Origin of the sequence: Aquirufa salirivi (genome assembly GCF_045310485.1) — a bacterium.
In the GTDB taxonomy this organism is placed as follows: Bacteria; Bacteroidota; Bacteroidia; order Cytophagales; family Spirosomataceae; genus Aquirufa; species Aquirufa salirivi.
This window is the reverse complement of the sequence record NZ_JBEWZH010000002.1, coordinates 39,104-61,798: the sequence shown is the minus strand read 5'-3', so window position 1 is coordinate 61,798 and position 22,695 is coordinate 39,104. Positions and strand designations below refer to the sequence as shown.

General features: G+C 39.0%; 20 protein-coding genes. 13 read left to right on the top strand and 7 right to left on the bottom strand.

Annotated elements, in window-relative coordinates:
* The first annotated feature begins 30 nt into the window (after nucleotides 1-30).
* From U0R11_RS02665 to ftsZ, 5 genes are all read left to right on the top strand, one after another.
* Entirely contained in the window at nucleotides 31-927 is an 897-nt protein-coding gene (locus tag U0R11_RS02665) for a S66 peptidase family protein (protein ID WP_406749671.1), read from the top strand.
* Nucleotides 928-967: 40 nt separating this feature from the next.
* Nucleotides 968-2,506, top strand: coding sequence for a YifB family Mg chelatase-like AAA ATPase (locus tag U0R11_RS02660; protein ID WP_406749670.1), 1,539 nt, complete (start codon nucleotides 968-970; stop codon nucleotides 2,504-2,506).
* A 26-nt stretch (nucleotides 2,507-2,532) separates the two neighbouring features.
* A complete protein-coding gene (locus U0R11_RS02655; RefSeq protein WP_406749669.1) occupies nucleotides 2,533-3,546 on the top strand; it encodes a hypothetical protein in 1,014 nt (337 codons plus the stop codon).
* Nucleotides 3,547-3,645: 99 nt separating this feature from the next.
* A complete protein-coding gene (locus U0R11_RS02650) occupies nucleotides 3,646-5,136 on the top strand; it encodes a M20/M25/M40 family metallo-hydrolase (RefSeq protein WP_406749668.1) in 1,491 nt (496 codons plus the stop codon).
* A 56-nt stretch (nucleotides 5,137-5,192) separates the two neighbouring features.
* Nucleotides 5,193-6,479 carry a cell division protein FtsZ gene (gene ftsZ / locus U0R11_RS02645; RefSeq protein ID WP_406749667.1) on the top strand — a complete coding sequence of 429 codons (1,287 nt, stop codon included), beginning with the start codon at nucleotides 5,193-5,195 and terminating at the stop codon, nucleotides 6,477-6,479.
* Here the strand turns inward: ftsZ and U0R11_RS02640 are convergent.
* Nucleotides 6,476-7,234 carry a copper homeostasis protein CutC gene (locus tag U0R11_RS02640; RefSeq protein ID WP_406749666.1) on the bottom strand — a complete coding sequence of 253 codons (759 nt, stop codon included), beginning with the start codon at nucleotides 7,232-7,234 and terminating at the stop codon, nucleotides 6,476-6,478. The two genes, ftsZ and U0R11_RS02640, sit on opposite strands and share 4 nt — an antisense overlap.
* Nucleotides 7,235-7,414: 180 nt before the next feature.
* Here U0R11_RS02640 and U0R11_RS02635 point away from each other — a divergent pair, with 180 nt between their 5' ends.
* Nucleotides 7,415-7,636 carry a DUF2795 domain-containing protein gene (locus U0R11_RS02635; RefSeq protein WP_109324052.1) on the top strand — a complete coding sequence of 74 codons (222 nt, stop codon included), beginning with the start codon at nucleotides 7,415-7,417 and terminating at the stop codon, nucleotides 7,634-7,636.
* On the opposite strand, the gene U0R11_RS02630 is transcribed toward U0R11_RS02635, so the two are convergent.
* On the bottom strand, nucleotides 7,633-9,216 hold the full coding sequence (locus U0R11_RS02630; protein WP_406749665.1) for a glycerol-3-phosphate dehydrogenase/oxidase: 1,584 nt from the start codon (nucleotides 9,214-9,216) through the stop codon (nucleotides 7,633-7,635). The two genes, U0R11_RS02635 and U0R11_RS02630, sit on opposite strands and share 4 nt — an antisense overlap.
* 189 nt (nucleotides 9,217-9,405) lie before the next feature.
* On the opposite strand from U0R11_RS02630, the gene U0R11_RS02625 reads away from it, so the two are divergent.
* From U0R11_RS02625 to serS, 4 genes are all read left to right on the top strand, one after another.
* Entirely contained in the window at nucleotides 9,406-10,083 is a 678-nt protein-coding gene (locus tag U0R11_RS02625) for a tetratricopeptide repeat protein (RefSeq protein WP_406749664.1), read from the top strand.
* Between the two features lie 72 nt (nucleotides 10,084-10,155).
* The gene (gene ribH, locus U0R11_RS02620) at nucleotides 10,156-10,632 is read left to right on the top strand and encodes a 6,7-dimethyl-8-ribityllumazine synthase (RefSeq protein ID WP_406749663.1); all 477 of its coding nucleotides are present in this window, start codon (nucleotides 10,156-10,158) and stop codon (nucleotides 10,630-10,632) included.
* 18 nt (nucleotides 10,633-10,650) lie between these two features.
* Nucleotides 10,651-11,973 (top strand): aspartate kinase, encoded by a 1,323-nt coding sequence (locus U0R11_RS02615; protein WP_406749662.1) that lies wholly within the window; start codon nucleotides 10,651-10,653, stop codon nucleotides 11,971-11,973.
* Between the two features lie 10 nt (nucleotides 11,974-11,983).
* Nucleotides 11,984-13,255, top strand: a complete 1,272-nt coding sequence (gene serS, locus U0R11_RS02610; protein WP_406749661.1) for a serine--tRNA ligase — start codon at nucleotides 11,984-11,986, stop codon at nucleotides 13,253-13,255.
* Here serS and U0R11_RS02605 read toward each other — a convergent pair.
* Entirely contained in the window at nucleotides 13,248-13,955 is a 708-nt protein-coding gene (locus U0R11_RS02605; RefSeq protein WP_406749660.1) for a response regulator transcription factor, read from the bottom strand. The genes serS and U0R11_RS02605 overlap by 8 nt on opposite strands.
* 11 nt (nucleotides 13,956-13,966) lie before the next feature.
* Complete coding sequence (locus U0R11_RS02600) at nucleotides 13,967-15,826, bottom strand: ATP-binding protein (protein WP_406749659.1); 1,860 nt, start codon at nucleotides 15,824-15,826, stop codon at nucleotides 13,967-13,969.
* Nucleotides 15,827-15,999: 173 nt separating this feature from the next.
* On the opposite strand from U0R11_RS02600, the gene U0R11_RS02595 reads away from it, so the two are divergent.
* Nucleotides 16,000-16,806 (top strand): T9SS type A sorting domain-containing protein, encoded by an 807-nt coding sequence (locus U0R11_RS02595; protein ID WP_406749658.1) that lies wholly within the window; start codon nucleotides 16,000-16,002, stop codon nucleotides 16,804-16,806.
* Nucleotides 16,807-17,059: 253 nt separating this feature from the next.
* Here the strand turns inward: U0R11_RS02595 and U0R11_RS02590 are convergent, their stop codons facing one another.
* Both U0R11_RS02590 and ruvB read right to left on the bottom strand, forming a co-directional pair.
* A complete protein-coding gene (locus U0R11_RS02590) occupies nucleotides 17,060-19,165 on the bottom strand; it encodes a prolyl oligopeptidase family serine peptidase (protein WP_406749657.1) in 2,106 nt (701 codons plus the stop codon).
* Nucleotides 19,166-19,177: 12 nt separating this feature from the next.
* The gene (ruvB, locus tag U0R11_RS02585) at nucleotides 19,178-20,203 is read right to left on the bottom strand and encodes a Holliday junction branch migration DNA helicase RuvB (protein ID WP_406749656.1); all 1,026 of its coding nucleotides are present in this window, start codon (nucleotides 20,201-20,203) and stop codon (nucleotides 19,178-19,180) included.
* A 161-nt stretch (nucleotides 20,204-20,364) separates the two neighbouring features.
* Here ruvB and U0R11_RS02580 point away from each other — a divergent pair, with 161 nt between their 5' ends.
* Nucleotides 20,365-21,069 carry an MIP/aquaporin family protein gene (locus tag U0R11_RS02580; protein WP_406749655.1) on the top strand — a complete coding sequence of 235 codons (705 nt, stop codon included), beginning with the start codon at nucleotides 20,365-20,367 and terminating at the stop codon, nucleotides 21,067-21,069.
* Between the two features lie 6 nt (nucleotides 21,070-21,075).
* Nucleotides 21,076-22,566 carry a glycerol kinase GlpK gene (gene glpK, locus U0R11_RS02575; protein ID WP_406749654.1) on the top strand — a complete coding sequence of 497 codons (1,491 nt, stop codon included), beginning with the start codon at nucleotides 21,076-21,078 and terminating at the stop codon, nucleotides 22,564-22,566.
* On the opposite strand, the gene U0R11_RS02570 is transcribed toward glpK, so the two are convergent.
* Nucleotides 22,563-22,685 (bottom strand): hypothetical protein, encoded by a 123-nt coding sequence (locus tag U0R11_RS02570; protein ID WP_406749653.1) that lies wholly within the window; start codon nucleotides 22,683-22,685, stop codon nucleotides 22,563-22,565. The two genes, glpK and U0R11_RS02570, sit on opposite strands and share 4 nt — an antisense overlap.
* Nucleotides 22,686-22,695 lie beyond the last annotated feature (10 nt).

Here is a 22,695-nt window from a genome sequence, read left to right as displayed (position 1 = left end):
AATTCATATTTGTCTACCATTCTAACAAATATGAAAACTCCTCCTTTCTTACGTCCCGGCGATGAAGTGATTTTGGTATCTCCTGCCTCTCATCCAAAGAGTGATCAGTGGAAGCAAGGAGTGGAAATATTAGAATCTTGGGGCTTGAAAGTCCGATTAGCTCCTAATGCCTTATCGCACTATTTTGGATTTGGGGGAAGTGATGAAGAACGATTGAGTGATTTTCAATTAGCGCTGGATGACCCTAAGATTAAAGCTATTTTCCCCATTCGAGGAGGATATGGTTCCAGCCGAATTTTAGACCGTTTAAATTTTGAAAAGTTCCTACTACATCCTAAGTGGATCATCGGTTTCTCCGATATAACAGCCATTCTGAATCATGTAACTCAACTCGGAATAGCTAGCATACATGGCCCTATGCCGCATAATTTCTGCCAAGTAGGTGGAGATGAAGCTTTGGAAAATCTCAGAAATTTCCTATTTGAAGGAAAAATTCAGATTGATATTCCTTCCGAACCAGAGAATAGAATGGGTCATGTAGAGGCAGAAATCGTAGGAGGAAATTTATCCTTGATTGTACACCTGATAGGCAGTCAAAGTCTTCCGGATTTCAAAGGAAAGATATTATTGTTGGAAGATGTGGGCGAAAATTTATATCATATTGACCGCATGGTCTTACAACTAAAAAGAGCTGGATTATTGGATCATTTAGCGGGTCTGATTGTTGGTGGTTTTAGTGACTGCAAAGAAGCAGGCCTGAGTGTGGGTAAAAATGTTAATCAAATTATTCTAGAGCATACGGCAAACAGCCAGTTTCCCATTGCCTTTGAATTTCCATCGGGACATATTGCGCAAAATTTCCCCTTGGTTTTTGGAAAAAAAATCAAGCTTTTGGTAAATGCTGACAATGTCCACTTAACTGATTAAGTCATACATGCTTTTCTGCTAATTTGCCTAACAAAAAGCCATGTTAGCCAAAACCTATGGATGCGCCGTTTTCGGTGTATCTGCCAACCTCATCACCATTGAAACACATGTAGGACAAGGAAGTAAATGTTATTTAGTAGGACTTCCAGATTCCACCATCAAAGAATCCATCCAACGAGTAGAATCCGCTTTAAAAAATAATGGCTTCTTTTTCCCGAGAAGAAAAGTCATCATAAATCTAGCACCAGCAGACATTCGAAAGGAAGGATCAGCCTATGATTTACCCATTGCCTTATCTATTTTAGAAGCATCCGAGCAGGTCGAGTTAAAAGGATTGGAAGACTATGTGATTATGGGCGAACTGGCCCTAGATGGCACTATTCGGCCTATAAAAGGAGCCTTACCCATAGCATTAGAGGCAAAAAGCCGAGGTATTTCAAAGCTTATCTTACCTGAAGAAAATGCCATAGAAGCTGCTATGGTTGAGGGTATTGAGGTATTTGGACTCAGCCATCTGAGGGAAACGATACAATTTATCCGGGGAAAAATAGCCTTAGAACCTACTCAAGTTAATGTTCATGCCTTATTCAATCAAACTCATGACCAATTTGATGTAGATTTTTCTCAAGTTCAGGGGCAGGAAAGCGTAAAAAGGGCCTTTGAAATTGCTGCTGCTGGGGGGCATAACTTGATTATGATTGGACCTCCAGGAGCAGGAAAAACGATGTTGGCGAAAAGGTTACCGACAATTCTTCCTCCATTTTCTTTAACTGAAGCCTTGGAAGTAACTAAAATTCATTCGGTAGCAGGTAAATTAATGGGTAAACATTCCTTGTTGACTCATCGTCCTTTCAGATGTCCGCACCATACGATTTCCAATGCGGCTTTGGTAGGAGGTGGGTCATTTCCGCAGCCAGGAGAAATATCATTAGCTCACCATGGTGTCTTATTTCTAGACGAACTTCCGGAATTCAATAGAAATGCGTTAGAAGTCATGCGGCAACCTTTGGAGGATCGCAAAGTGTTTATTTCGAGAGCCAAATGGTCCTTGGAGTTTCCTGCTAATTTTATGTTGGTCGCAAGCATGAATCCTTGTCCATGCGGGTACTATAACCACCCCAATAAAGACTGTGTTTGTGGCCCAGGTCAAGTTCAACGCTATTTAAATCGTATTTCGGGGCCTTTACTGGATCGAATTGATATGCACATAGAAATTGTGCCCGTGCATTTTGAAGAAATGAGCAAGGAAAGAGCTGCCGAATCAAGTGAACACGTACGAAAAAGGGTAATTGATGCCAGAATTATTCAACAAAATCGATTCATCCCATATCCCAAAATCCACTCCAATGCCATGATGTCCAGTCAGCAAGTCAATGAATTTTGCCATCTGGATGAGCCATCCCAACAATTATTATCTGTAGCAATGGACAAACTTCAACTATCTGCCAGAGCTTATGACAAAATTCGTAAAGTAGCTCGTACGATTGCCGATTTGGCAAAGTCGGAGAATATTTTCTCCGAACACATAGCAGAAGCTATTACCTATCGAAATTTAGATAGAGAAAATTGGGCAGGATGATGTATTTTTGAAAAAAAATACCTTTTATGCGCCTATCTTCTTGGATACTTTTACTTTGTGTGTGCCTCTTACAACCCACTTTGGCACAAAAAATTGATCAAAATAAATCTTTTAGACCCTTTATTTCCTTTGAAGAAATATTTAATAAAGCCGCTAAGGAAAACAAACCTGTTTTTTTTGAAGCATTTTTACCCTCATGTTCGCATTGTATCGCTTACGACAAAACCTTAAGTTTACCGACTATCAAGGCGTATTTGGACAAAAATTTCCATGCTTATCAGTTAGATTTGAGTAAACGTGAAAACAATGCTTTTTTACGTTCCCGCAAAATTTTCATTCCATCGACCCCTTCCTTTATCGTTTTTTCTCCTCAAGGAAAAGTTTGGAATATTGAGCCCGTGGGTGAATCGACAAATTCTGTGAATGGCATTATCAAATTGTTGGATGCCGCTAAAAATCCGATGCAGAACCAATCGCAATTACTTGAACGATATACGGCAGGGGAAAGGAATAAAGAAAATATGATTTCAGCTGCCTATTTCACACGCTTAAGTTTGGATACCCTGAAAAATGTGGCTTTGGTCAATGACTTAGTTCAATTGTTTAAGCCGGAGGAGTTTGAAGGACAAACCAGTTTTTTGCTGATCCAAAAAGTTATGATGGACGACGACAATGCCCTATTCCAGCATTTCATAACTCATTTAAAAAACTACGAAAGTAAATTTGATAGTTTGGAAGTCAAGCAAACCGCAGAAAATACCATCATGACTAGTTTATATAGTGGCCGTGCTAGAACCTACAGTCCGGAACGAATCCAACGATTAAAAAATGGATTAAAGGCCATTGGTTTAAAACCTCTACAAATCGCTGCTCGATTTATCTACCTAGAGGTATTAATTGATTTAGATAAAAAGTTAGTCGATCAAGCAGTGGCAAGGGTTAAAAATTACTACGGTGGAAAGGCGATTCCAGAAAAAGAAAAGGAGTTTTGGTGTAAACTTTTGAAAAAGTCGGGTAGTATGGAGTGCTTGCTTCCTTAAATATCCATTTATATAAAATCCTCTGGAAACGAATTGGTATTTTGCTCAAAAAAAAGTAAATTTCTGAATCGTAAGCCTTCATCCTATTTAAACTAATCCATGAAGAAAAGTATATTATCCATCCTTGTCTTTGTTTTCTTAATCACTTCTTTTGGCTTCTCCCCTACTATTGGTGGGGAAGAGAGTTTAGAGTCGGTATTTAAGCGCATCAAAGATGAGGTTGATCAAAATTCCTTGGCTTATACTTCATTAGGTACTGCCTGTCAAACCTTAGGTCATCGCTTGACTGGCAGCGAGAAAGGGAAAAAAGCCGAAGAATTTGCTTTTAATCTCTTCAAGAAATATGGTTTTCGAGATACTAAATTTCAAGGTTTCCAAGTAGAAGCTTGGGCAAGAGATACCGTAACACTTTCCATTGCCCCTCCTAAATCCGATGATTTCAGAGAAGTCCCTGTCGTATCATTGGCTATGACACCTGTAGAAGCGAATATTACAGGAGCCATGGTGGACTTAGGTAATGGTCTTGATGTAGATTTTGAATTAAAAAAAGAGCAAATCAAGGGTAAGGTAGCGGTGATGAATATTGGATTGATTGACCCTAAACCTGGCCAAAAAAACTTGCATCGTTCAGAAAAAACGGCATTAGCCATTCAATACGGAGCCATTGGGGTGATTTTTGTTAATACAGTCAAAGGACAAATTTTATTAACAGGTACCGCCTCGGTTACTGGAAATTTAATATCCATCCCTGCCGTGTGTATCAGTTGGGAAAGTGGTGTTGAAATCCGTAAATGGATGTTGGAGCAACCCGGACTATTGAGTTTAATCGAAATGCACAATGTGAGTAAACCAATTAAAGCTCGCAATGTAGTGGCTACGTTGAAAGGCGATAATAAAAAATACCGCAAGGAGAAAATCATCATTGGTGGTCACTTAGATTCTTGGGATTTATCCACGGGTGCCATTGACAATGGCATTGGTTCTTTTTCGGTCATAGATATCGCCAGAACATTCAAGGCATTGGGCTTAAAAAACAAAAGAACGATTGAATTTGTCGCTTTCATGGGTGAAGAAGAAGGATTGCTAGGTTCTAAAGCCTACATCGAAAGAGCCAAAAAGACGGGTGAAATTGATGAAATCGTGTACATGATTAATTTGGATATGACAAACAATGTTTCTGGGTTCAATGCAGGAGGAAGAGACGAGTTAGTGGCTTTGTTAAAAGAAATTGGCAATAAAATCAAGTCGATTGATCCTGCTTTTGGAAATGAAATTAGTAATAGTGCTGGATTACACTCTGATCATCAGTCGTTTTTATTGGAAGGAATTCCAGCGAGTGCACCGATAGGCCGATTAGAAAAAAGGGTTTTAGATTGTTATCATGCTAACTGTGACTCGTTTGATTTAGTCAACAAAATTGAATTAGAAAATACCGTAAAATACACAGCCATGTTGTTATACGGTGTGGCCAATGCCCAATCTATTCCAGCAAAAAAACTAGATTTTTACTCCACTCGTGATTTCTTCATCAAACAAAATTTGAGAAGAGATTTAGAGCTAGGTAATGAATGGCGCTGGGGTAAAGATTAAAATCCTACGTTTTAGATTACATTTATTTCGATTATCCCCTAAAAGCATAATACATTATGAATAACCAGAACCCTTCCTTTTTCGATCATAAAATGGAAATTGTTCCTGAATCATCTTTCAAATCCATCATCAAAGTTATTGGTATTGGTGGTGGTGGCTCCAATGCGGTTCGCCACATGGACAACATGAAGATTAAGGGAGCGGATTTGATTATTTGCAACACAGATTCGCAAGCCTTGGCCTCGAACCCTGTTAAGACGAAAATCAAATTAGGGGAACAAGGTCTTGGTGCAGGAACAGATCCAGAGGTAGGGAAATTAGCTGCATTAGACAGTATTGATAAGATTAATGCCGTATTAACCAATGGTACTGAAATGCTTTTCATTACCGCAGGTATGGGAGGAGGTACAGGAACAGGAGCTGCCCCAGTCGTAGCTGAAATTGCTAGAAAAAGAGGTTTATTAACGGTGGCTGTGGTGACTGCCCCTTATGCTTGGGAAGGTCGGGAAAAAATCCAGTATGCCTTAACAGGAATTCAAGAATTAAAAACCTATTGTGACACTGTCTTAGTGGTAATGAATGATAAGCTAGCTCAAATTTATGAGAAACTGGCTGTCAAAGATGCTTTTGCGAAAGCAGATGATGTTCTTGCTAAAGCCGTAAAAAGTGTAGTAGACGTTATTGCCAAACCTGGAGATATCAATACGGACTTTATGGACGTTAAAAAGGTATTAAAAAATGCAGGGCAAGCCATGATGAGTTCCGCATTGGGAAAAGGCGAAGACCGTGCATTTCAAGCCATTGCGGAAGCATTAGAATCTCCTTTATTAAATTCCCAGGAAATCAAAGGTGCCAAACGCATCTTAGTTACGGTTTCCACAAGTTCGGAACATGCTTTGGTCATGAGCGAACAAAATATCATCATTGAATACCTGAATGGGCGTATCAATGACCAAGCTGACATGGTGAAATTTGGTTTCTCTACCGATGATGAATTGGGTGAAGATTTGTACCTAACCGTAATCGCTGCGGGCTTTGAACATGAGCAAAATGCCTTAGATGATTTCTTGTTCAGTGATACAAGACATTATGGCACTGCCAATAAGCCAGCCTCATTGATCTCGGGCGCTACCGTTGAATTTGATGAGTTTGGAACGACCAGTTCTGCCTCCTCGGAAAGTGAAGAAGTCCGTTTCCAGAAAATGGTAGACCATTATAAAAAAGGGGGACCTGATGAAAGCGACTTCGCCATTCCTACCTATCAAAGAAATCAAATTCCCTTGTATGATTTGAGTCGAATTCCTCAAGAAGAGTGGATTGAAACTCCATTATATGAGAATTAACAGTTTTTGATTTTAAGAACTGTTTCACGAATAATTTCTTGACTGGCATAAGCCACCTCAAATTCTGAGATTTCGGCCACTCCACCCATCGATATACCTGGCCTACGGTATATCATGTCCGACTCTCGTGTGGTTCTTGCACTAAGATGAACGGCATCCACACCTGCATCTACGAGTTGTAAGCAATTTTGAGGATTTACACCACTGCCTGCCATGATCTGAATTCGACCTTGAGCGGCTTCTACCAAAGTAGCTATCGCTTCAATTCCTTCCATGGCTTTGTTTTTTTGACCTGAGGTTAATATTCTTTTAAATCCTAGATATATTAAAGCCTCCATCACTTCCAAAGGTTCCCTTGATACATCAATGGCCCGATGACAAGTAAGTTCAGCTGATTCACCAACGATGTATTTGACTTCCTTTAAAAAATTTATATCAATGTCGCCATGGGGATTTAATGCCCCAATAACCAAACCATGTACTCCCAAAGTAAGATATTGGTCAATTTCGGCTAGCATCGTTTTTTTTTCATTGGAATCATAACAGAAATCACCACCACGCGCTCTCACCATCACATGAATTCCCAAAGATGTTTGAGTTAAGGCTTCTAAAACTAGACCAGCGGAGGGACTTGTTCCTCCTTCCCATGGTGAAGCACATAATTCTACACGGTCAGCTCCTGCCTGATCGGCCGCTAAACAAGAAAAAAGGGAATAACTACAAACTTCTACCGAGATCGTACGGGATTCTGACATAAAAAATAGGGCTCTATAAGCGTTAAAACCAGTTTATTTTTATTTATTCAAAATTTAAAAAATAAATCTTTCATAAATATTTTTTTATTTTACTTTTGCAGTCCGATAAATCTTTGATTCTTAAGAATCTAAAAGAGAAAAGGACAAAAATTTGAATCTTTAAGAATTAAAATTAAACATATGTACTGGACACTAGAACTTGCCTCCTATTTAGAAGATGCACCATGGCCTGCTTCAAAAGATGAATTAATTGACTACGCAATTCGTACAGGATCTCCCCTAGAAGTGGTAGAGAACTTGCAAGAATTAGAGGATGATGGTCAACCTTTTGAAAGCATTGAAGAGATTTGGCCTGATTACCCAACCAAAGACGACTTCTTCTTCAATGAGGACGAATATTAATGAAAGGAGGCGAAAGCCTCTTTTTTTATGTCCTTAATCAATTGCCCCTTCGCTTGATCTCTCAAACTAATCCCCCAACGGCGGTATAAAATATCTTCCCAACATTCCGCCATTTCATAATTTTTCAAATAATTCAATTCTCCTTGTAAATAAGGCAAAGATGCATGGATTAACTCCAATCCTCCCTTTTCTCTTTCACAATGCTCCAATACTTTCAAGGCAGTGAATCCATATATTTCCCGCAAATGACGGGCACTTAATTCGCTAATATTGAGCGATTTAATTCTTTTTTTCCAAAAAATCTCATCGATTTTCTCCCCACCAAAAAGCACATAGTCTTTGGTATGACAATTTTGTTTATGGCGGTGTAAAACTTCTTCTTCCACCACATTCATTGTGTCTTCTGCCATAACACGATAAGTCGTCCATTTACCTCCCATAATGCTCACCAATTTACTTCGTTGGTCTACTTCTACTTCATGGTCGCGGACCAATGACTTGGTGTCTGATTGCATCGCATCCGAAAGGCCTACTTGTAATAAAGGTCTTTGCCCTACGAAACCTGAACAAACGTCTTCTTGGCTAGCTTTGTTCAAGGCAAAACGGTTAAAATAATCCAATAAATAGGCCTCTTCTTCCGCCCTGATCTTGGGATCTTCCATCAATTCATCGGGTTCATCCGTCGTTCCAACGAGCACATAATCCCTCCATGGTATAATGAATACTACCCGACCATCATCTGTTTTAGGAATTAATAAAGCGGTATCCCCCGACCAAAAAGATTTAGCTAATACAATATGAGCGCCTCGTGAAACTTTCATTCTGGGTTTCAACTTCAGGTTGGCCAGTTGGCGGATATGGTCAGTAAACGGTCCCGTGGCATTTACTACCACTTTACAGCTTACTTCATGTTCCTCCCCAGCTATTAAATCCTTGAAATGAATTTTTTTAATTTTCAAGCTTTTAGGACTTAAACCAAAGTGACTTAATTCACAGTAATTTAATATAGCGGCCCCTTCCTTTTCGGCCGATTGCAAAATTGCCAAGGCATAGCGCGCGTCATTAAGCTGCCCATCGTAATATAAAATTCCGCCAGACATTCCTTTCACTTTCAGATTAGGCACTAATTGTTCCATGCGTTGATTGCCTAATCCTTGACTGTTTTTCAAATTGGTCACCCCGGAAATACGATCATACAACCACATACCTATACCATAATAAATCCGGTCCCACCAAGAATAACAGGGAGTCAATAAAGCCAAAGGATGAGCTAAATGTGGCGCATTTTGTAACATCACTTTACGTTCATGTAAAGCCTTATAAACCATTTTAAATTGCTGCCAATCAATATTTCTGACGGCTTGTTCTAAGTATCGAACACCACCATGAACCAATTTGGTGGATTTGGAGGAGGTTTGTCCAGCGAAATCCCCTTTTTCAATCAATAAAACTTTATAACCACGCAATACGGCATCCAGTGCCACACCGGCACCTGTTGCCCCACCACCTATGATACAAATATCATATTCAGATTCATTTGCTTTAATTTTTTGAAATTGATCAATCCGGGAAAATGCCATGAACTAAATTTAAGCTTGAAAAATCCGCAATCCGACGAATTTACTAAAGAATCAGGAAAATAAAACCGAAAAGATTCCATTAATATTGATATAAATGAAAGAGATTTTATAATTTTGCAAACCTTTGATGGGTCTGTACCCATGTAATGAAAGGTCAATACAATTAGACTCCTGAAATAAGGACGTAATATGGCAAAGAAAGAAACTAAAGAAACGATTGAAATTATTGAAAGCCCAGAGGCGCTACAACAAGAGTTAACCAAGGTCACTGGATTTTTTGAGCAAAATAAAACTTCCGTATTAGGATTAGGTGCCATCATCGTGGCCTTAGTAGTAGGAACCTTAGGTTATAAGTGGTACACCCAGACTCAAGATGAAGAAGGTGAGAAAAAATTGTTCAAAGCTGTTTATGCTTTTGAATCTGATTCTTTATCAAAAGCCACCAAGGAATTAAATAAGATTTCTGACGAATTCGGCGGAAATACGCAAAATTTAGCTGATTTATATCAAGGTATTGCCTTATTGAAGCAAGGTAAATTTGATCAATCCATTGAAAAATTGAAGAACTTCAGCAGTGGTGATTTATTAGTGCAAGCAAGAGCTTATTCCTTAATTGGAGATGCTTACGTAGAAAAGAAATCATATGGCGAAGCTATTGATTACTACAAAAAAGCCGCTGATTATAAGCCTAACAAATTCTTTACCCCTACTTATCTATTAAAATTGGCTACAGCTTATGAAGCCAATAAACAAGGAAAAGAGGCATTAGCTGCTTACACTGATATCACGGAAAAATTTCCAGAGTCGGCAGAAGCTGTACCTGCTAAGAAATATAAAGCTCAATTAGAAAGCTCTATCTCTGAATAATTAGATAAATTTTTATATCAGGAAGGGATAAGAGCAGCAGCTTTTATCCCTTATTGTTTTAATCCATTCAAGATGTCATCCCAACATAAAAATTTAAGTGATTTTTCGACTGAAAGTCTGCCGAATATTCAAGATAAACATTTTGCGGTAGTAGTTTCTGAGTGGAACACAGAAGTGACAGAAGCTTTGTTTCAAGGCTGTATTGGCACCTTATTGGCCCATGGAGCTAAAGCAGAATTCATTCACCGAGTACAAGTTCCAGGGAGTTTTGAATTAAGCCTAGGTGCTCAAAAATTGGCTCAAAAATCCGAGATTGATGCGGTCATTTGTTTAGGCTGTGTCATTCAAGGAGAAACTCGTCATTTTGATTTTATCTGTGACGCCGTAGCAAAAGGAATCACAGATGTAAGTTTGAAATACGATAAACCCGTCATCTTTGGAGTTTTAACTCCGAATAGCCAAGAACAAGCGATGGATCGTGCGGGAGGAAAACATGGAAACAAAGGCGATGAAGCGGCCATAACTGCGATCAAAATGCTAGCTATATAAACCCATAATATAACCCATATGCAAGTTTGGAAATTTGGAGGGACCTCCGTTGGAAAACCAGAAAGAATGAAGTCGATCCGACAATTGATTACCGAAGACGGAAAAGCTAAAATTGTGGTATTATCAGCTCTTTCAGGAAGTACCAATTCCTTATTATCAATTTCAGAATCATTATTAGCTGGTCAAATTGCTGAAGCTCAAACTAAAGCTCAAGCATTGCGCAGTCACTATGATCTATTTTTGACGGAATTATACCAAACAGAACAAGGTTTAACTAAAGGAAAATCCATTGTAGAGAAAGAATTTTCTTTTATTGATGAACTAATTGCGACTAAGCCATATTGTACCAAGCAAGAAAAGGAAATGGTTGCCTTGGGAGAATTGTTATCAACACAAATTTTTGAAGCTTATCTTCAAGAAGAAGGAGTTCATTCACTTTTGCTTCCTGCTTTAGATTTTATGGTGATTGATGAAGATAATGAGCCCATTTTAAAGAAAATCGAAGAGAATTTAGGAGCTATTTTGGCGAAGGAACCGGGTAAACAAATTTACATTACACAAGGATTTATTTGCCGTAATCCGCAGGGAGAAGTGGATAATTTAAAAAGAGGAGGCTCCGATTATACGGCTTCATTAATTGGGGGAGCGATTTCTGCGGAAGAAGTTCAAATTTGGACTGACATTGATGGGATGCATAATAATGACCCCCGTATTGTGAAGAACACCTTCCCTATTCGTGAATTATCCTTCGCTGAAGCAGCAGAATTAGCTTATTTCGGAGCTAAAATCTTACATCCTAGTACCATTACTCCTGCCAAATTAAAAGGGGTTCCAGTGCGTTTGAAAAATACCATGGAACCAAGTGCTTATGGTACTTTGATCTCCGAGAAATCAACCGACATTGAAATTAAGGCCATTGCTGCCAAAGATAATATTACGGCCATTTACATACATTCAACTCGTATGTTAAATGCCTATGGTTTCTTAAAACGTGTATTTGAGGTATTTGAAAAATACAAAACTCCGGTGGATATGATTACTACTTCGGAGGTTTCTGTTTCGGTTACTATAGACCAAACTACGCACCTAGATTCCATCATGAGTGAATTGAGAGAATTTGCTGAATTGGAAGATCCAGATAATGACCAAGTGATTATTTGTATCGTTGGAAATTTCTGGGCAGATAAAGAAGGTATTGCCATCAAAGTATTGAATGCTATGAAAAACATCCCGATACGCATGATTTCTTATGGTGCTTCAGAACATAATATCTCCTTATTGGTCGATGCCAAACATAAAAATGAGTCATTAAATGCCTTAAACGAAGGTTTATTCTTCTAAAATTGATCCTATGCTAACGCTTGCTTTTATCCGTGCTAATACAAAAGTAACCATTCAAGGTTTACAGAAAAAACGTTTTTTTGAAGCAGAAAAGGTTGTCGAGCAATTGATTTCCTTAGACGACAAGCGTAAAACATTATTGCAGCAAGCAGAACAAGCTTTAGAGAAATCCAATGCCGCAGCCAAGGAGATTGGGACCTTGATGAAAAATGGTCAAGCTGATTTAGCTGAATCCAAAAAAGCAGAAACGGCAGCTTTAAAAGCTAACATTAAAGAGTTGGGAGATGCTGCAAAAAATGCAGAGCAAGAGGTGTATGAACTATTAGTAACCCTTCCTAACCTACCTCACAGCTCGGTTCCAGAAGGTAAAACGGCCGAAGACAATGAAGTGGTTTTAAGCTGGGGCTCTATTCCCAAATTAGATGATGCGGCTCAGCCTCATTGGGATTTGATTAAGAAATATGACATCATCGACTTTGATTTAGGAAACAAAATCACAGGAGCTGGTTTTCCCGTATATAAAGGTAAAGGTGCTCGTTTACAGCGGGCATTAATTAATTTCTTCTTAGACGAAGCCATTAAGGTCGGTTACTACGAGATTCAACCTCCTATCTTAATCAATGAAGATTCGGGATTTGGTACAGGTCAATTACCTGATAAAGAGGGGCAAATGTATGTAACCAAAGAGGAAGGGCTTTATTTAATTCCGACGGCGGAGGTACCTATTACCAATTTATACCGTGATGTGATTGTCAACGAAAAAGAATTACCGATAAAAAACGTAGGCCATACCCCATGCTTCCGTCGTGAAGCAGGTTCTTGGGGTGCCCACGTTCGTGGTTTAAATCGCTTACATCAATTTGACAAGATTGAGATTGTACAGATTCACAAACCCGAAACATCTTATCAGGCTTTAGAGGAAATGTCGCAGCACGTTCAAGGTCTATTACAAAAGATGGAATTACCTTACCGCGTATTACGACTTTGTGGTGGTGATATGGGTTTTGCTTCGGCTTTAACTTATGATATGGAAGTTTGGTCGGCTGCACAAGGCCGCTGGTTGGAAGTGAGTTCTGTATCTAATTTTGAGACATTTCAGGCAAATCGCTTGAAACTTCGTACGAAAGTAGACGCAAAATCCATCCTTTGCCATACCTTAAACGGATCAGCATTAGCTCTTCCACGCATCGTGGCGGCAATTTTAGAAAATAATCAAGGACCCGATGGAATTAAGATTCCTCCAGTACTTGTGCCATATTGTGGCTTTGAACACATTAACTAAGCCCTTCTACGCTTAGTCGAAAACCTTCGCCGTGCAGATTCATCAGCTGCACGCGGGGGTCTTCTTTCAGCATTTTTCGGAGTTTGGTCATGTAAACATCCATGCTTCTTGCATTGAAATACGTATCATCTCCCCAAATTAATTTCAGCGCATAACTTCGACTAACTGGTCTTCCCAAATTTTCACAAAGAAGCTTCATCAGGTCATTTTCTTTCGGCGTGAATTTTTGTTCTGTTTGGCCCAAAATCAATTTCATTTTTTGAGGTACATACATAAAATCACCAAGAGCTATTTCTTCTGCTAAACTAGGTACCGATTTACCAGAATGTGTTCTTCGTAATACGGCTTCAATACGTGCTACCAACACATCCATAGAAAATGGTTTGGTCAAATAATCATCAGCCCCTACTTTAAATCCTTGTAAGGTGTCCTCTTCCATGGATTTGGCCGTTAAGAAAATAATGGGAACTTCCAGGTGTGTCGCCCTGATATCTTTAGCTAAAGAAAAACCATCCTTCTTGGGCATCATGACATCCAGAAGGCAAATATCAAATGATTCCCTGACAAACAGATCCAAGGCTTCATCTCCATTTTGTGCCCACTGCACATCGTATCCCTTCTTTTTTAAAAATTCAGACAATAATAAACCTAAATTCGGGTCATCTTCGGCCAATAAAATAGATGGGTGACTATTTTCCATTTTTGTTGATATTAAACGGTTGGGTGAAAAGGTAAATTAATCTCAAACGTACTTCCAATTTGTGGTAGACTTGAAACTTGAACGGTACCACCATGCGCTTCCACAATTTTTTTCACATAGCTCAATCCTAAGCCAAAACCTTTCACATTATGTACGTTTCCTGTTGGAACCCGATAAAATGGCTCAAACACAGAACCAAGTACCTCCTTGGCCATCCCAATGCCTTGATCTGAAATGCGGATATTGAGAGATGTGGGACTAGCATTCGTGCTAATGGTAATTTCAGGTTTCTCTTTACTATATTTTATGGCATTATCGAGAAGATTGAAAAGTACATTGGAAATATGCACTTCATCTACTTCTATTTGAGCATTGGGAGCATCGAGCAACAAATTCAAATTTCCCCCTTGTGATTGAATCAATGGACCGTTCATCTCTGCCACTTGTTGAATTAAGGAGTTCAGATTGACCTCCTTCTTTTTCAACACGATGTTTTCCTTTTCCATTTGCGCCGTTTGCAATACCCGTTCCACTTGTCGGCCTAATCGTATATTTTCTTCTTTGATAATCCCTACATATCGATTGATCGAATCATTTTTGATACCATTTGACTCTTCTTGGATTAATTGTGCGGCTAAAGAAATGGTAGAAATGGGCGTTTTAAACTCATGGGTCATGTTATTGATGAAATCATTTTTCACTTCAGCCAATTTCTTTTGTTTTAAAATCGTGGTAACAGCGATATAAAAGCACCCTATCATGATCAATAATAATAAGGCAGAACCTAAAAAACTAAAGCTCATCGCTTCCCATACTAAAGCTTCTTGATTGGGAAAATAAATTTGCAGGTACTGGCCACTTGGCCTTAAATCATTTGGAAATAAAGGCGTAATAAACGAAGCCGACTGCGCCCTTGGTGTTTTCATTAAGCCCGCTGAAGTATATATCCAATTTTTATTTTCGGCAGAATCTTTAGGACCAATTCCAAATACATAGGGCATTGTAATTCCCTTTTCTGCCAATTCTTGCCTGATTAAACTATCAATATGTTTGGTGGAAACTCGCTGTGTAATGGGTCTTTCTTTAAATAAGAAATCCGCAAAAACCTCCTTGGCCATTTCTGTCTTTTTTAACACTTTTTGAAGCTCGGCCTTTTCTTCTTTTAACTTTTGAGCATTGATGGTGAGGGCATTGATTTTTTTAGTTTTTTGTTGGTCTTCTTGATGTAATTGTGCTAAAAATTTAGGCCGCATTCGGTTCAAATCATTGAATCGTTTAGCTTCTCTTGCTCTCGCACGATTAGCTTCTTTGATTCGGTTCAGCTCTTGCAAAACGCGTGGTTTTACAGCTCCCATCATGTCATTCAATTGTTTTTCTTCCCGTAAACGGCGATTGATTCCCTTCAAATCAGCATTGATTTGGTATTCTTCTGTTACTTCCGCAATCTGGCCATTGGGTAACATAAACGACTTTCTAACATACAAGATGTCATTAGGCATCTCATTTTGTTGGAATTTTTTTAAGGCTTGAAGCTCCGCTTGATTCATTTTGAACTCGTGTGAAAAATCTTCAGTGAGCAGCTCCAAGGGATCATGCTGGGCAAAAGCCGGGTCTTTCATTTGAGGAGGAAGTGGAGGAACAGGAATTGATTTGGATGCTAGCTTCTTTTCCAAAGCAGCAATCTCCTTTTGCTGACTTTCATATTCTCTTTGCTTTTGAGAAAGGACATAAAGCTCTTGTTTTTCCAACTTACGAACCACTTTTTCCATTCCATCTCGAATATCAGCAGCTAATTGCTCTTTTTTGGTTTCCAACATAAAACCAAGCCAATATGATTGAAAGGAGATTAAACCTATCAATGCCAATGTCATTAAGCCAATTATGAGTCGTATTTTCTTTTGGGACATATCTATTCAAACCATGGAATAACAAAATTAAAGGAATTATTGGTCCATTTTTCTATTCAAAGGCCACTTAACATTCTTTAACAGTCAAGTATTGAATGCTTTATCTAAGTTTGTGCCGTCACAAAAATTAAAAATTTATGAAAACATTCATTTTATCGGCCCTACTGGGAACGATGGGAACCTTGGCCTTGGCACAAGATGCGCCAAAACCGGAATCTACTGTAAAGATCGTTGTAGAAGAAAATGGCAAACAGAAAGTCATTGAGCGGACATTTGCTAATCCTGACTTAGCGGAAGCTGGTATAAAACACTTGAACGACTCCTTGAATAAGGAGATGGGGAAATCCGATGGGAAAACGAAAATCATCACGATGGATATCCGAAAGCGTGGTGGAAACAGAATGCCCATGGATGCGATGGGGCCTATGCCTCATTTAGATAGAAAACAAATGGCTCGAGTTGAAAAGAGAATGCGGAAATTGAAAAACCAGTTGGATGATAAGCAGGTTCGTATTTTCCGTCATGGACCAGAGGATATGGAAGTACATGTGGAGAAATTGCCAGGAGGTAAGAACTTCAAATTTGATTTTGATGAAAATGGCCCTGAATTTCAAGGTTTAAGAAGACTTCAAGAAGAGGGATTCCCTATGGGTGGGCGAAATTTTGCAGGAGGACAAGCATCCACCACGATCAAAGGACTTTTTGCTAACCCGAATCATCCTTTTAATGGAACCTTAAACATTCGTTTTCATGCACCGGAAAAAGGAAATGTTTCGATTACGGTTAGAGATGTGAATGGAAAAGAAATGGCTTCTGAAATGGTTAAAGATTTTCAAGGCCGTTATTTAGGGCAAGTCGAAATAAAGAAAGCAGCTTCCGGAGTATATTTTGTTCAAGTGACTCAGGGTAATGACGGAGCTGTCATTCGTGTTAAAATAGATTAATATTCAATCCGCTTAATAGAAAAACGTGCCTCTTTTCAACAACGCTGTCAAGGTTTAAAACCTTGACAGCGTTAGGCAAAACTAATTCTTTCTTTTCCCTAATCCGTTTAAAAAACTGATAAAATTCGGACAAAATCTATGAATTGGTTTTATCCGAAAAATACCAAGAAAATGATTAAGTTTTTGAATGAAAATGAGGACTTTTACCAACGCTGTCAAGGTTTAAAACCTTGACAGCGTTATTGAAATAACACTATTTCTTACCCATATGAAATAAGGCAAAGGCATAAGAGTCTGCTGTTAATTCAATTAACTTAGCTGTATTCGATGAGCCGTGGCCACTATTCGTATCAATACGAATAATCATTGGATTTGACGACGTATTTTTTTCCTGTAAAGTCGCTGCATATTTGAATGAATGTGCAGGAACCACACGATCATCATGATCCGAAGTAAATACCATGGTTGCAGGGTAATTCATCGCTTTGATGTTATGTAAAGGGGAATAAGCATAAAGGGCCTTAAATTCTTCTGAATTATCACTACTTCCATAATCCGCTACCCAGTTCCACCCGATCGTGAATTTTTGAAAACGTAACATATCCATCACACCTACACCTGGAAGAGCCGCTGCAAATAAATCAGGACGTTGATTTATCGCCGCACCTACTAAAAGCCCTCCATTTGATCGACCTGAAGCGGCTAAATAAGCTGATGAAGTATATTTCTCTCGAATTAAAAATTCCGCACCAGCAATAAAATCGTCAAATACATTTTGCTTTTTAAATTTCATACCTGCCTCATGCCATTTCTCACCATACTCACTACCTCCCCGTAAATTTGCAACGACATAAATCCCCCCTTTTTCTAACCATGGAATTAAACTAGCAGAAAATGCAGGTGTAGAACTAATGTTAAACCCACCATAACCATACAAAATGGTCGGATTCTTGCCGTTTAAATTAATTCCTTTTTTGCTAACGATAAACATCGGAATTTGGGTGCCATCTTTAGAAGGATAAAACTTTTGAACAACGCTATAATCCATTGGATTAAATGCTAAAGTAGGTTTTTGAAAAACAGATGACCTTTTTGTGGGTAAGTCGTATCGGTAAATTGTTGGTGGAAAATTAAACGAAGAATACGTGTAAAAGGTGAATTTATCTTCTTTTTCTCCTCCAAAACCACTTGCATTACCTAAACCTGGCAAATTAACGGAGCCTAATGCATTTCCATTATAATCGAAAATTTTCACACGTGAAGTCACGTCCATTAAATAGGTTAAAAACAATCGATTACCGACTGTACTAACTCCCTGCAAAGGCTCTGCCATTTCAGCTACCATTGTTTTCCAATTTTCTTTAGCTGCCTGTGATGGATCTACTCGAACAATTTTATTATTTGGCGCTCCATCATTGGTTTCTATAATCAATACATCCCCATCGTTATCGACGACACTAAAATCATATTTTCCAGGTTCAGCGATGATATACTTAAATTTTATCTCTTTTTTTGAGGTATCCAATACCCAAAGTGCGTTCCCATCCAAGCCTTTTCCGCGGTCTGAAATCGTCAAAATGACAAAACGCTCATCGTCTGTGGTACTGACGGTGTGGAAGCGTTGAGGATTTTCAGCATCCTCATAAATCAATTGATCCTGTGATTGTGAGGTCCCAACTGTATGAAACCAAACTTGGTGATTTTCATTTTTTGTACTCAATTCCTTGCCTTTACCAGGTTCAGGATAACGAGAATAATAGAATCCATTTTCTTTCCAAGCCACACCACTCACTTTCACCCAGCGCAATTCATCTGCTAGATTTTTCCCTGTTTCCATATCTCGCACATAGAAAGTTTGCCAGTCACTCCCATTAATACTCAAACCGACACAAGCATATTTCCCCGTTTTATTTAAAGAAAATACGGTTAAACGTGTCGTCCCTTCTTTTGATAAGGTATTGGGATCTATTACTTGCTCGGGTTTTCCTTTAAGTCCCTTCTGACGGAACAAAACAGCTTGATTCTGCAAACCACTGTTCTTATAAAAATAATACCAGTTTCCTTTCCGAAAAGGCGCTGATATCTTCTCATAATTACTTAGTTCTTCGATACGCTTTTTGAATTCTAGACGTAATGGGATTTGGTTTAGATAACCAAAACTCAGTTCGTTTTGCTCCTTAACCCAAGCATTAGTTTCCATACTATGATCGTCTTCTAACCAGCGATATGGATCCAGAACTTGCGTTCCATGATAATTATCTACTTGGTCAATTTTCTTCGTTTTTGGATAGTTCATTTGGGACAAAGAAGTAGCAGAAATAAACACCATTCCTACGATTAATAATTTTGTTTGTGACATATTAGGTCGTAGTTAAAAGAGTGTACCTGTCTGAGACCTTGGTTCAATGCCTACATGTCGGTAAGCTTTTTCTGTAGCTTCCCTTCCACGTGATGTGCGCTTCAAAAATCCTTCTTGAATTAAAAAAGGTTCGTAAACTTCCTCGATCGTTTCTGCTTCTTCTCCGCAGGCAGTAGCAATGGTGCTTAAACCCACAGGCCCACCTTTAAACTTTTCTATGATAGTTAGTAAAATCCGATTATCCATTTCATCCAACCCATTCATATCTACATCCAAGGCCTCTAGAGCGAATTTGGCAATCTCAACATCAATACTTCCCGTACCTTTGATTTGAGCAAAATCCCTTGTTCTTCGCAATAAATTATTGGCAATTCTAGGTGTACCTCTACTTCTTCTCGCTATTTCAAATGCACCCGTTTCATCGATGGGCATATTCAAAATGGTCGCAGAACGCTTTACGATAGTCGTCAATAATTTGGCATCATAATATTCCAATCTAGCATTAATACCAAATCTAGCCCGTAAAGGTGAAGTTAATAATCCAGCTCGAGTAGTAGCTCCAATCAAGGTAAATGGATTCAAGCCTATCTGTATACTTCGTGCATTAGGACCTGAATCCAACATGATATCAATTTTATAATCCTCCATAGCTGAATATAAATACTCTTCAACGATCGGATTTAAGCGATGGATTTCATCTATAAATAATACATCATAAGGTTGCAAATTGGTCAATAAACCCGCTAAATCAGAGGGTTTGTCCAATACTGGCCCCGACGAAATTTTTAATGCTGAGCCTAATTCATTGGCGATAATGTGCGATAAGGTTGTCTTCCCTAATCCCGGTGGGCCATGCAATAGCACGTGATCCAAAGCCTCCTCTCTGGCCTTAGCAGCACCCACAAATATTTTTAAGTTTTCAACGATCTTTCCCTGACCCGTAAAATCAAAGAAGCTCAAAGGGCGCAATGCCTTATCTATTTCTTTTTCCTGCTGAGGTAATGACTCAGAATCTCCCTTCAAATAGTCTTCACGCATAAAACTTAAAATTTATAATCCTTAATCAAAGATAAATTTAAGCCTGCAATAAATGACCATTTCAATCAAAATTAAATTCTCAAAATAAAATCTATCCTCTAAAAAAAAGCCTATTTTTAGAGATAAATTTTATATTTTTGACGGTATTTAAACCTTAAACAATGAGTTCTATTTTTATTGGAGAATTAGCTGGTACAGCCAGTTTGATTTATTTAGGAAATGGTGTAGTTGCCAATGTTTTATTAAAAGGCACCAAAGGGCATCAGACTGGATTACTTGCTATAGCTGCTGCTTGGGCATTTGCAGTTACCATTGGAATATTTATTTCAACCTATTTTGGTAGTCCAGGAGCTCATTTAAATCCCATTGTTACCATTGCTGGCTGCGTCAAATCCGGAGATTGGTCGCTTTTTACCACCTATGTTGGGGGCCAATTCCTAGGTGCTATGTTAGGACAATTATTGGTTTGGATACATTACCATCCTCACTATCAAGTAACCGAAGATCCTGGAGCCATCAAAGCTTCCTTTTGTACCGATCCAGCTATTAAATCTTGGCCTTTCAATTTTATCTCGGAGGCCTTTGCTTCTGCGCTTATCATTGTTGCATTAGGTACATTTTCTACCATTGAACATGGTTTAGGGCCCTTCTTAGTGGGAATACTTGTTTGGGCAGTTGGTTTAGCCTTAGGGGGAACTACAGGATATGCGGTTAACCCCGCTCGTGATTTAGGCCCACGCATCATGCATTTCATTTTACCAATTCCTCACAAAGGAAAAAGTGACTGGGAATATGCTTGGATTCCTGTGTTAGGACCATCAGCAGGTGCTTTAATTGGTGCCTATTTACTTACATTAAACTCATAATAAAGTATGTATATCGGATCCATTGACCAAGGAACAACAAGTTCTAGATTCATTATATTTAACAAAGGAGGAGAAATTATCTCCATGGGGCAGAAAGAACATGAGCAAATTTATCCTCAAGCTGGTTGGGTAGAACATAATGCTGAAGAGATTTGGCAAAATGTGCAAGAAGTTATCGGCCTTGCCTTAGGAAAGGCTGGATTATCTGCCCGAGATATCGCTGCTGTTGGAATTACGAATCAACGAGAAACAACCGTTGTTTGGAATAAAAGAACTGGCAAACCCTACCACAATGCCCTAGTTTGGCAAGATACCCGTGTTGGATCTGAATTGGCTGAACTAGCCAAAAATGGAGGCATGGATCGATTCCGAGCTAAAACAGGCTTACCCTTGGCTACCTATTTCAGTGGGCTGAAACTTCGCTGGTTGCTCAATCATGTCCCAGGATTACGAGAGGATGCCATGAATGGCGAAGCCTTATTTGGCACTATGGATACTTATATTTCATGGCAATTAACTGGAGGAACAGAATGCGGAATTCACATTACGGACGTCACTAATGCCAGTAGAACGCAATTAATGGACCTTGTTACCTGTGCATGGGATGATGAAATATTACAAGTTTTAAGTATTCCCAAGGCCATGCTTCCCGAAATTAAAGCAAGCTCACAGGTTTACGGAAAATCAACAGGTGTTTTAGAAGGTGTGCCATTAGCAGGAATCCTTGGTGACCAACAAGCGGCGCTAGTTGGTCAAACCTGTTTTGATCCTGGACAAGGAAAAAACACCTACGGAACAGGTTGTTTTCTACTAATGAATACAGGCAAACAAGCCATTCCTTCCCAATTTGGTTTATTGACTACCGTTGCTTATCAGTTGGGCAATGAGCCCGTACATTATGCCCTAGAAGGCTCTGTAGCCATAGCTGGTTCCCTTGTCCAATGGCTACGTGATAATTTAGGCTTGATTCAAAACAGCCCTGATATTGAAAATTTGGCTAAAGAGGTAGAAGATAATGGAGGCTGCTATTTTGTCCCCGCTTTTTCTGGATTATATGCTCCCTATTGGAAACAAGATGCCCGAGGGGTATTAGTGGGTTTAACTAGCTATGTGAATAAAAGCCATATTGCTCGTGCGGCTTTGGAAGCTACCGCTTTTCAAACCTGGGAAGTATTGGAAGCCATGGAAAAAGACGCAGGTATCTCCATTTCATCTTTGAGAGTAGATGGAGGCATGGTGGTCAACCAATTATTGATGCAATTTCAGTCGGATATATTGGGACAAGAAGTCATTTGTCCAAAAATCATTGAAACTACTGCTTTAGGCGCTGCCTATGCCGCAGGTTTAGCGGTAGGCTATTGGGAAAACTTAGAAGATCTGAAGAAAAATTGGGCAATCCAACATCGTTGGAATTCCCAAATGGAAGACAGCAAACGTTCCCATATGAAAAAACAATGGAAAAAAGCCGTCTCAAAAAGCTTTAACTGGGAGGATTAACCTCGCTTCACTTTAGGTGCATCAGCACGGGTAGTTCCGTAAGCTGGACAATTGGTATTTTGTGAACATGCCCCACAAACAAAAGTGGCAAGCAACACGATGGCCAATATTTTTTTCATATAATTTGTT

What these genes read in the sequence shown, in the direction of transcription:
- U0R11_RS02665 (WP_406749671.1), top strand. Translation starts at nt 31, where the DNA reads ATGAAAACTCCTCCTTTCTTACGTCCCGGCGATGAAGTGATTTTGGTA.
- U0R11_RS02660 (WP_406749670.1), top strand. Translation starts at nt 968, where the DNA reads ATGTTAGCCAAAACCTATGGATGCGCCGTTTTCGGTGTATCTGCCAAC.
- U0R11_RS02655 (WP_406749669.1), top strand. Translation starts at nt 2,533, where the DNA reads ATGCGCCTATCTTCTTGGATACTTTTACTTTGTGTGTGCCTCTTACAA.
- U0R11_RS02650 (WP_406749668.1), top strand. Translation starts at nt 3,646, where the DNA reads ATGAAGAAAAGTATATTATCCATCCTTGTCTTTGTTTTCTTAATCACT.
- ftsZ (WP_406749667.1), top strand. Translation starts at nt 5,193, where the DNA reads ATGAATAACCAGAACCCTTCCTTTTTCGATCATAAAATGGAAATTGTT.
- U0R11_RS02640 (WP_406749666.1), bottom strand. Translation starts at nt 7,234, where the DNA reads ATGTCAGAATCCCGTACGATCTCGGTAGAAGTTTGTAGTTATTCCCTT.
- U0R11_RS02635 (WP_109324052.1), top strand. Translation starts at nt 7,415, where the DNA reads ATGTACTGGACACTAGAACTTGCCTCCTATTTAGAAGATGCACCATGG.
- U0R11_RS02630 (WP_406749665.1), bottom strand. Translation starts at nt 9,216, where the DNA reads ATGGCATTTTCCCGGATTGATCAATTTCAAAAAATTAAAGCAAATGAA.
- U0R11_RS02625 (WP_406749664.1), top strand. Translation starts at nt 9,406, where the DNA reads ATGGCAAAGAAAGAAACTAAAGAAACGATTGAAATTATTGAAAGCCCA.
- ribH (WP_406749663.1), top strand. Translation starts at nt 10,156, where the DNA reads ATGTCATCCCAACATAAAAATTTAAGTGATTTTTCGACTGAAAGTCTG.
- U0R11_RS02615 (WP_406749662.1), top strand. Translation starts at nt 10,651, where the DNA reads ATGCAAGTTTGGAAATTTGGAGGGACCTCCGTTGGAAAACCAGAAAGA.
- serS (WP_406749661.1), top strand. Translation starts at nt 11,984, where the DNA reads ATGCTAACGCTTGCTTTTATCCGTGCTAATACAAAAGTAACCATTCAA.
- U0R11_RS02605 (WP_406749660.1), bottom strand. Translation starts at nt 13,955, where the DNA reads ATGGAAAATAGTCACCCATCTATTTTATTGGCCGAAGATGACCCGAAT.
- U0R11_RS02600 (WP_406749659.1), bottom strand. Translation starts at nt 15,826, where the DNA reads ATGACATTGGCATTGATAGGTTTAATCTCCTTTCAATCATATTGGCTT.
- U0R11_RS02595 (WP_406749658.1), top strand. Translation starts at nt 16,000, where the DNA reads ATGAAAACATTCATTTTATCGGCCCTACTGGGAACGATGGGAACCTTG.
- U0R11_RS02590 (WP_406749657.1), bottom strand. Translation starts at nt 19,165, where the DNA reads ATGTCACAAACAAAATTATTAATCGTAGGAATGGTGTTTATTTCTGCT.
- ruvB (WP_406749656.1), bottom strand. Translation starts at nt 20,203, where the DNA reads ATGCGTGAAGACTATTTGAAGGGAGATTCTGAGTCATTACCTCAGCAG.
- U0R11_RS02580 (WP_406749655.1), top strand. Translation starts at nt 20,365, where the DNA reads ATGAGTTCTATTTTTATTGGAGAATTAGCTGGTACAGCCAGTTTGATT.
- glpK (WP_406749654.1), top strand. Translation starts at nt 21,076, where the DNA reads ATGTATATCGGATCCATTGACCAAGGAACAACAAGTTCTAGATTCATT.
- U0R11_RS02570 (WP_406749653.1), bottom strand. Translation starts at nt 22,685, where the DNA reads ATGAAAAAAATATTGGCCATCGTGTTGCTTGCCACTTTTGTTTGTGGG.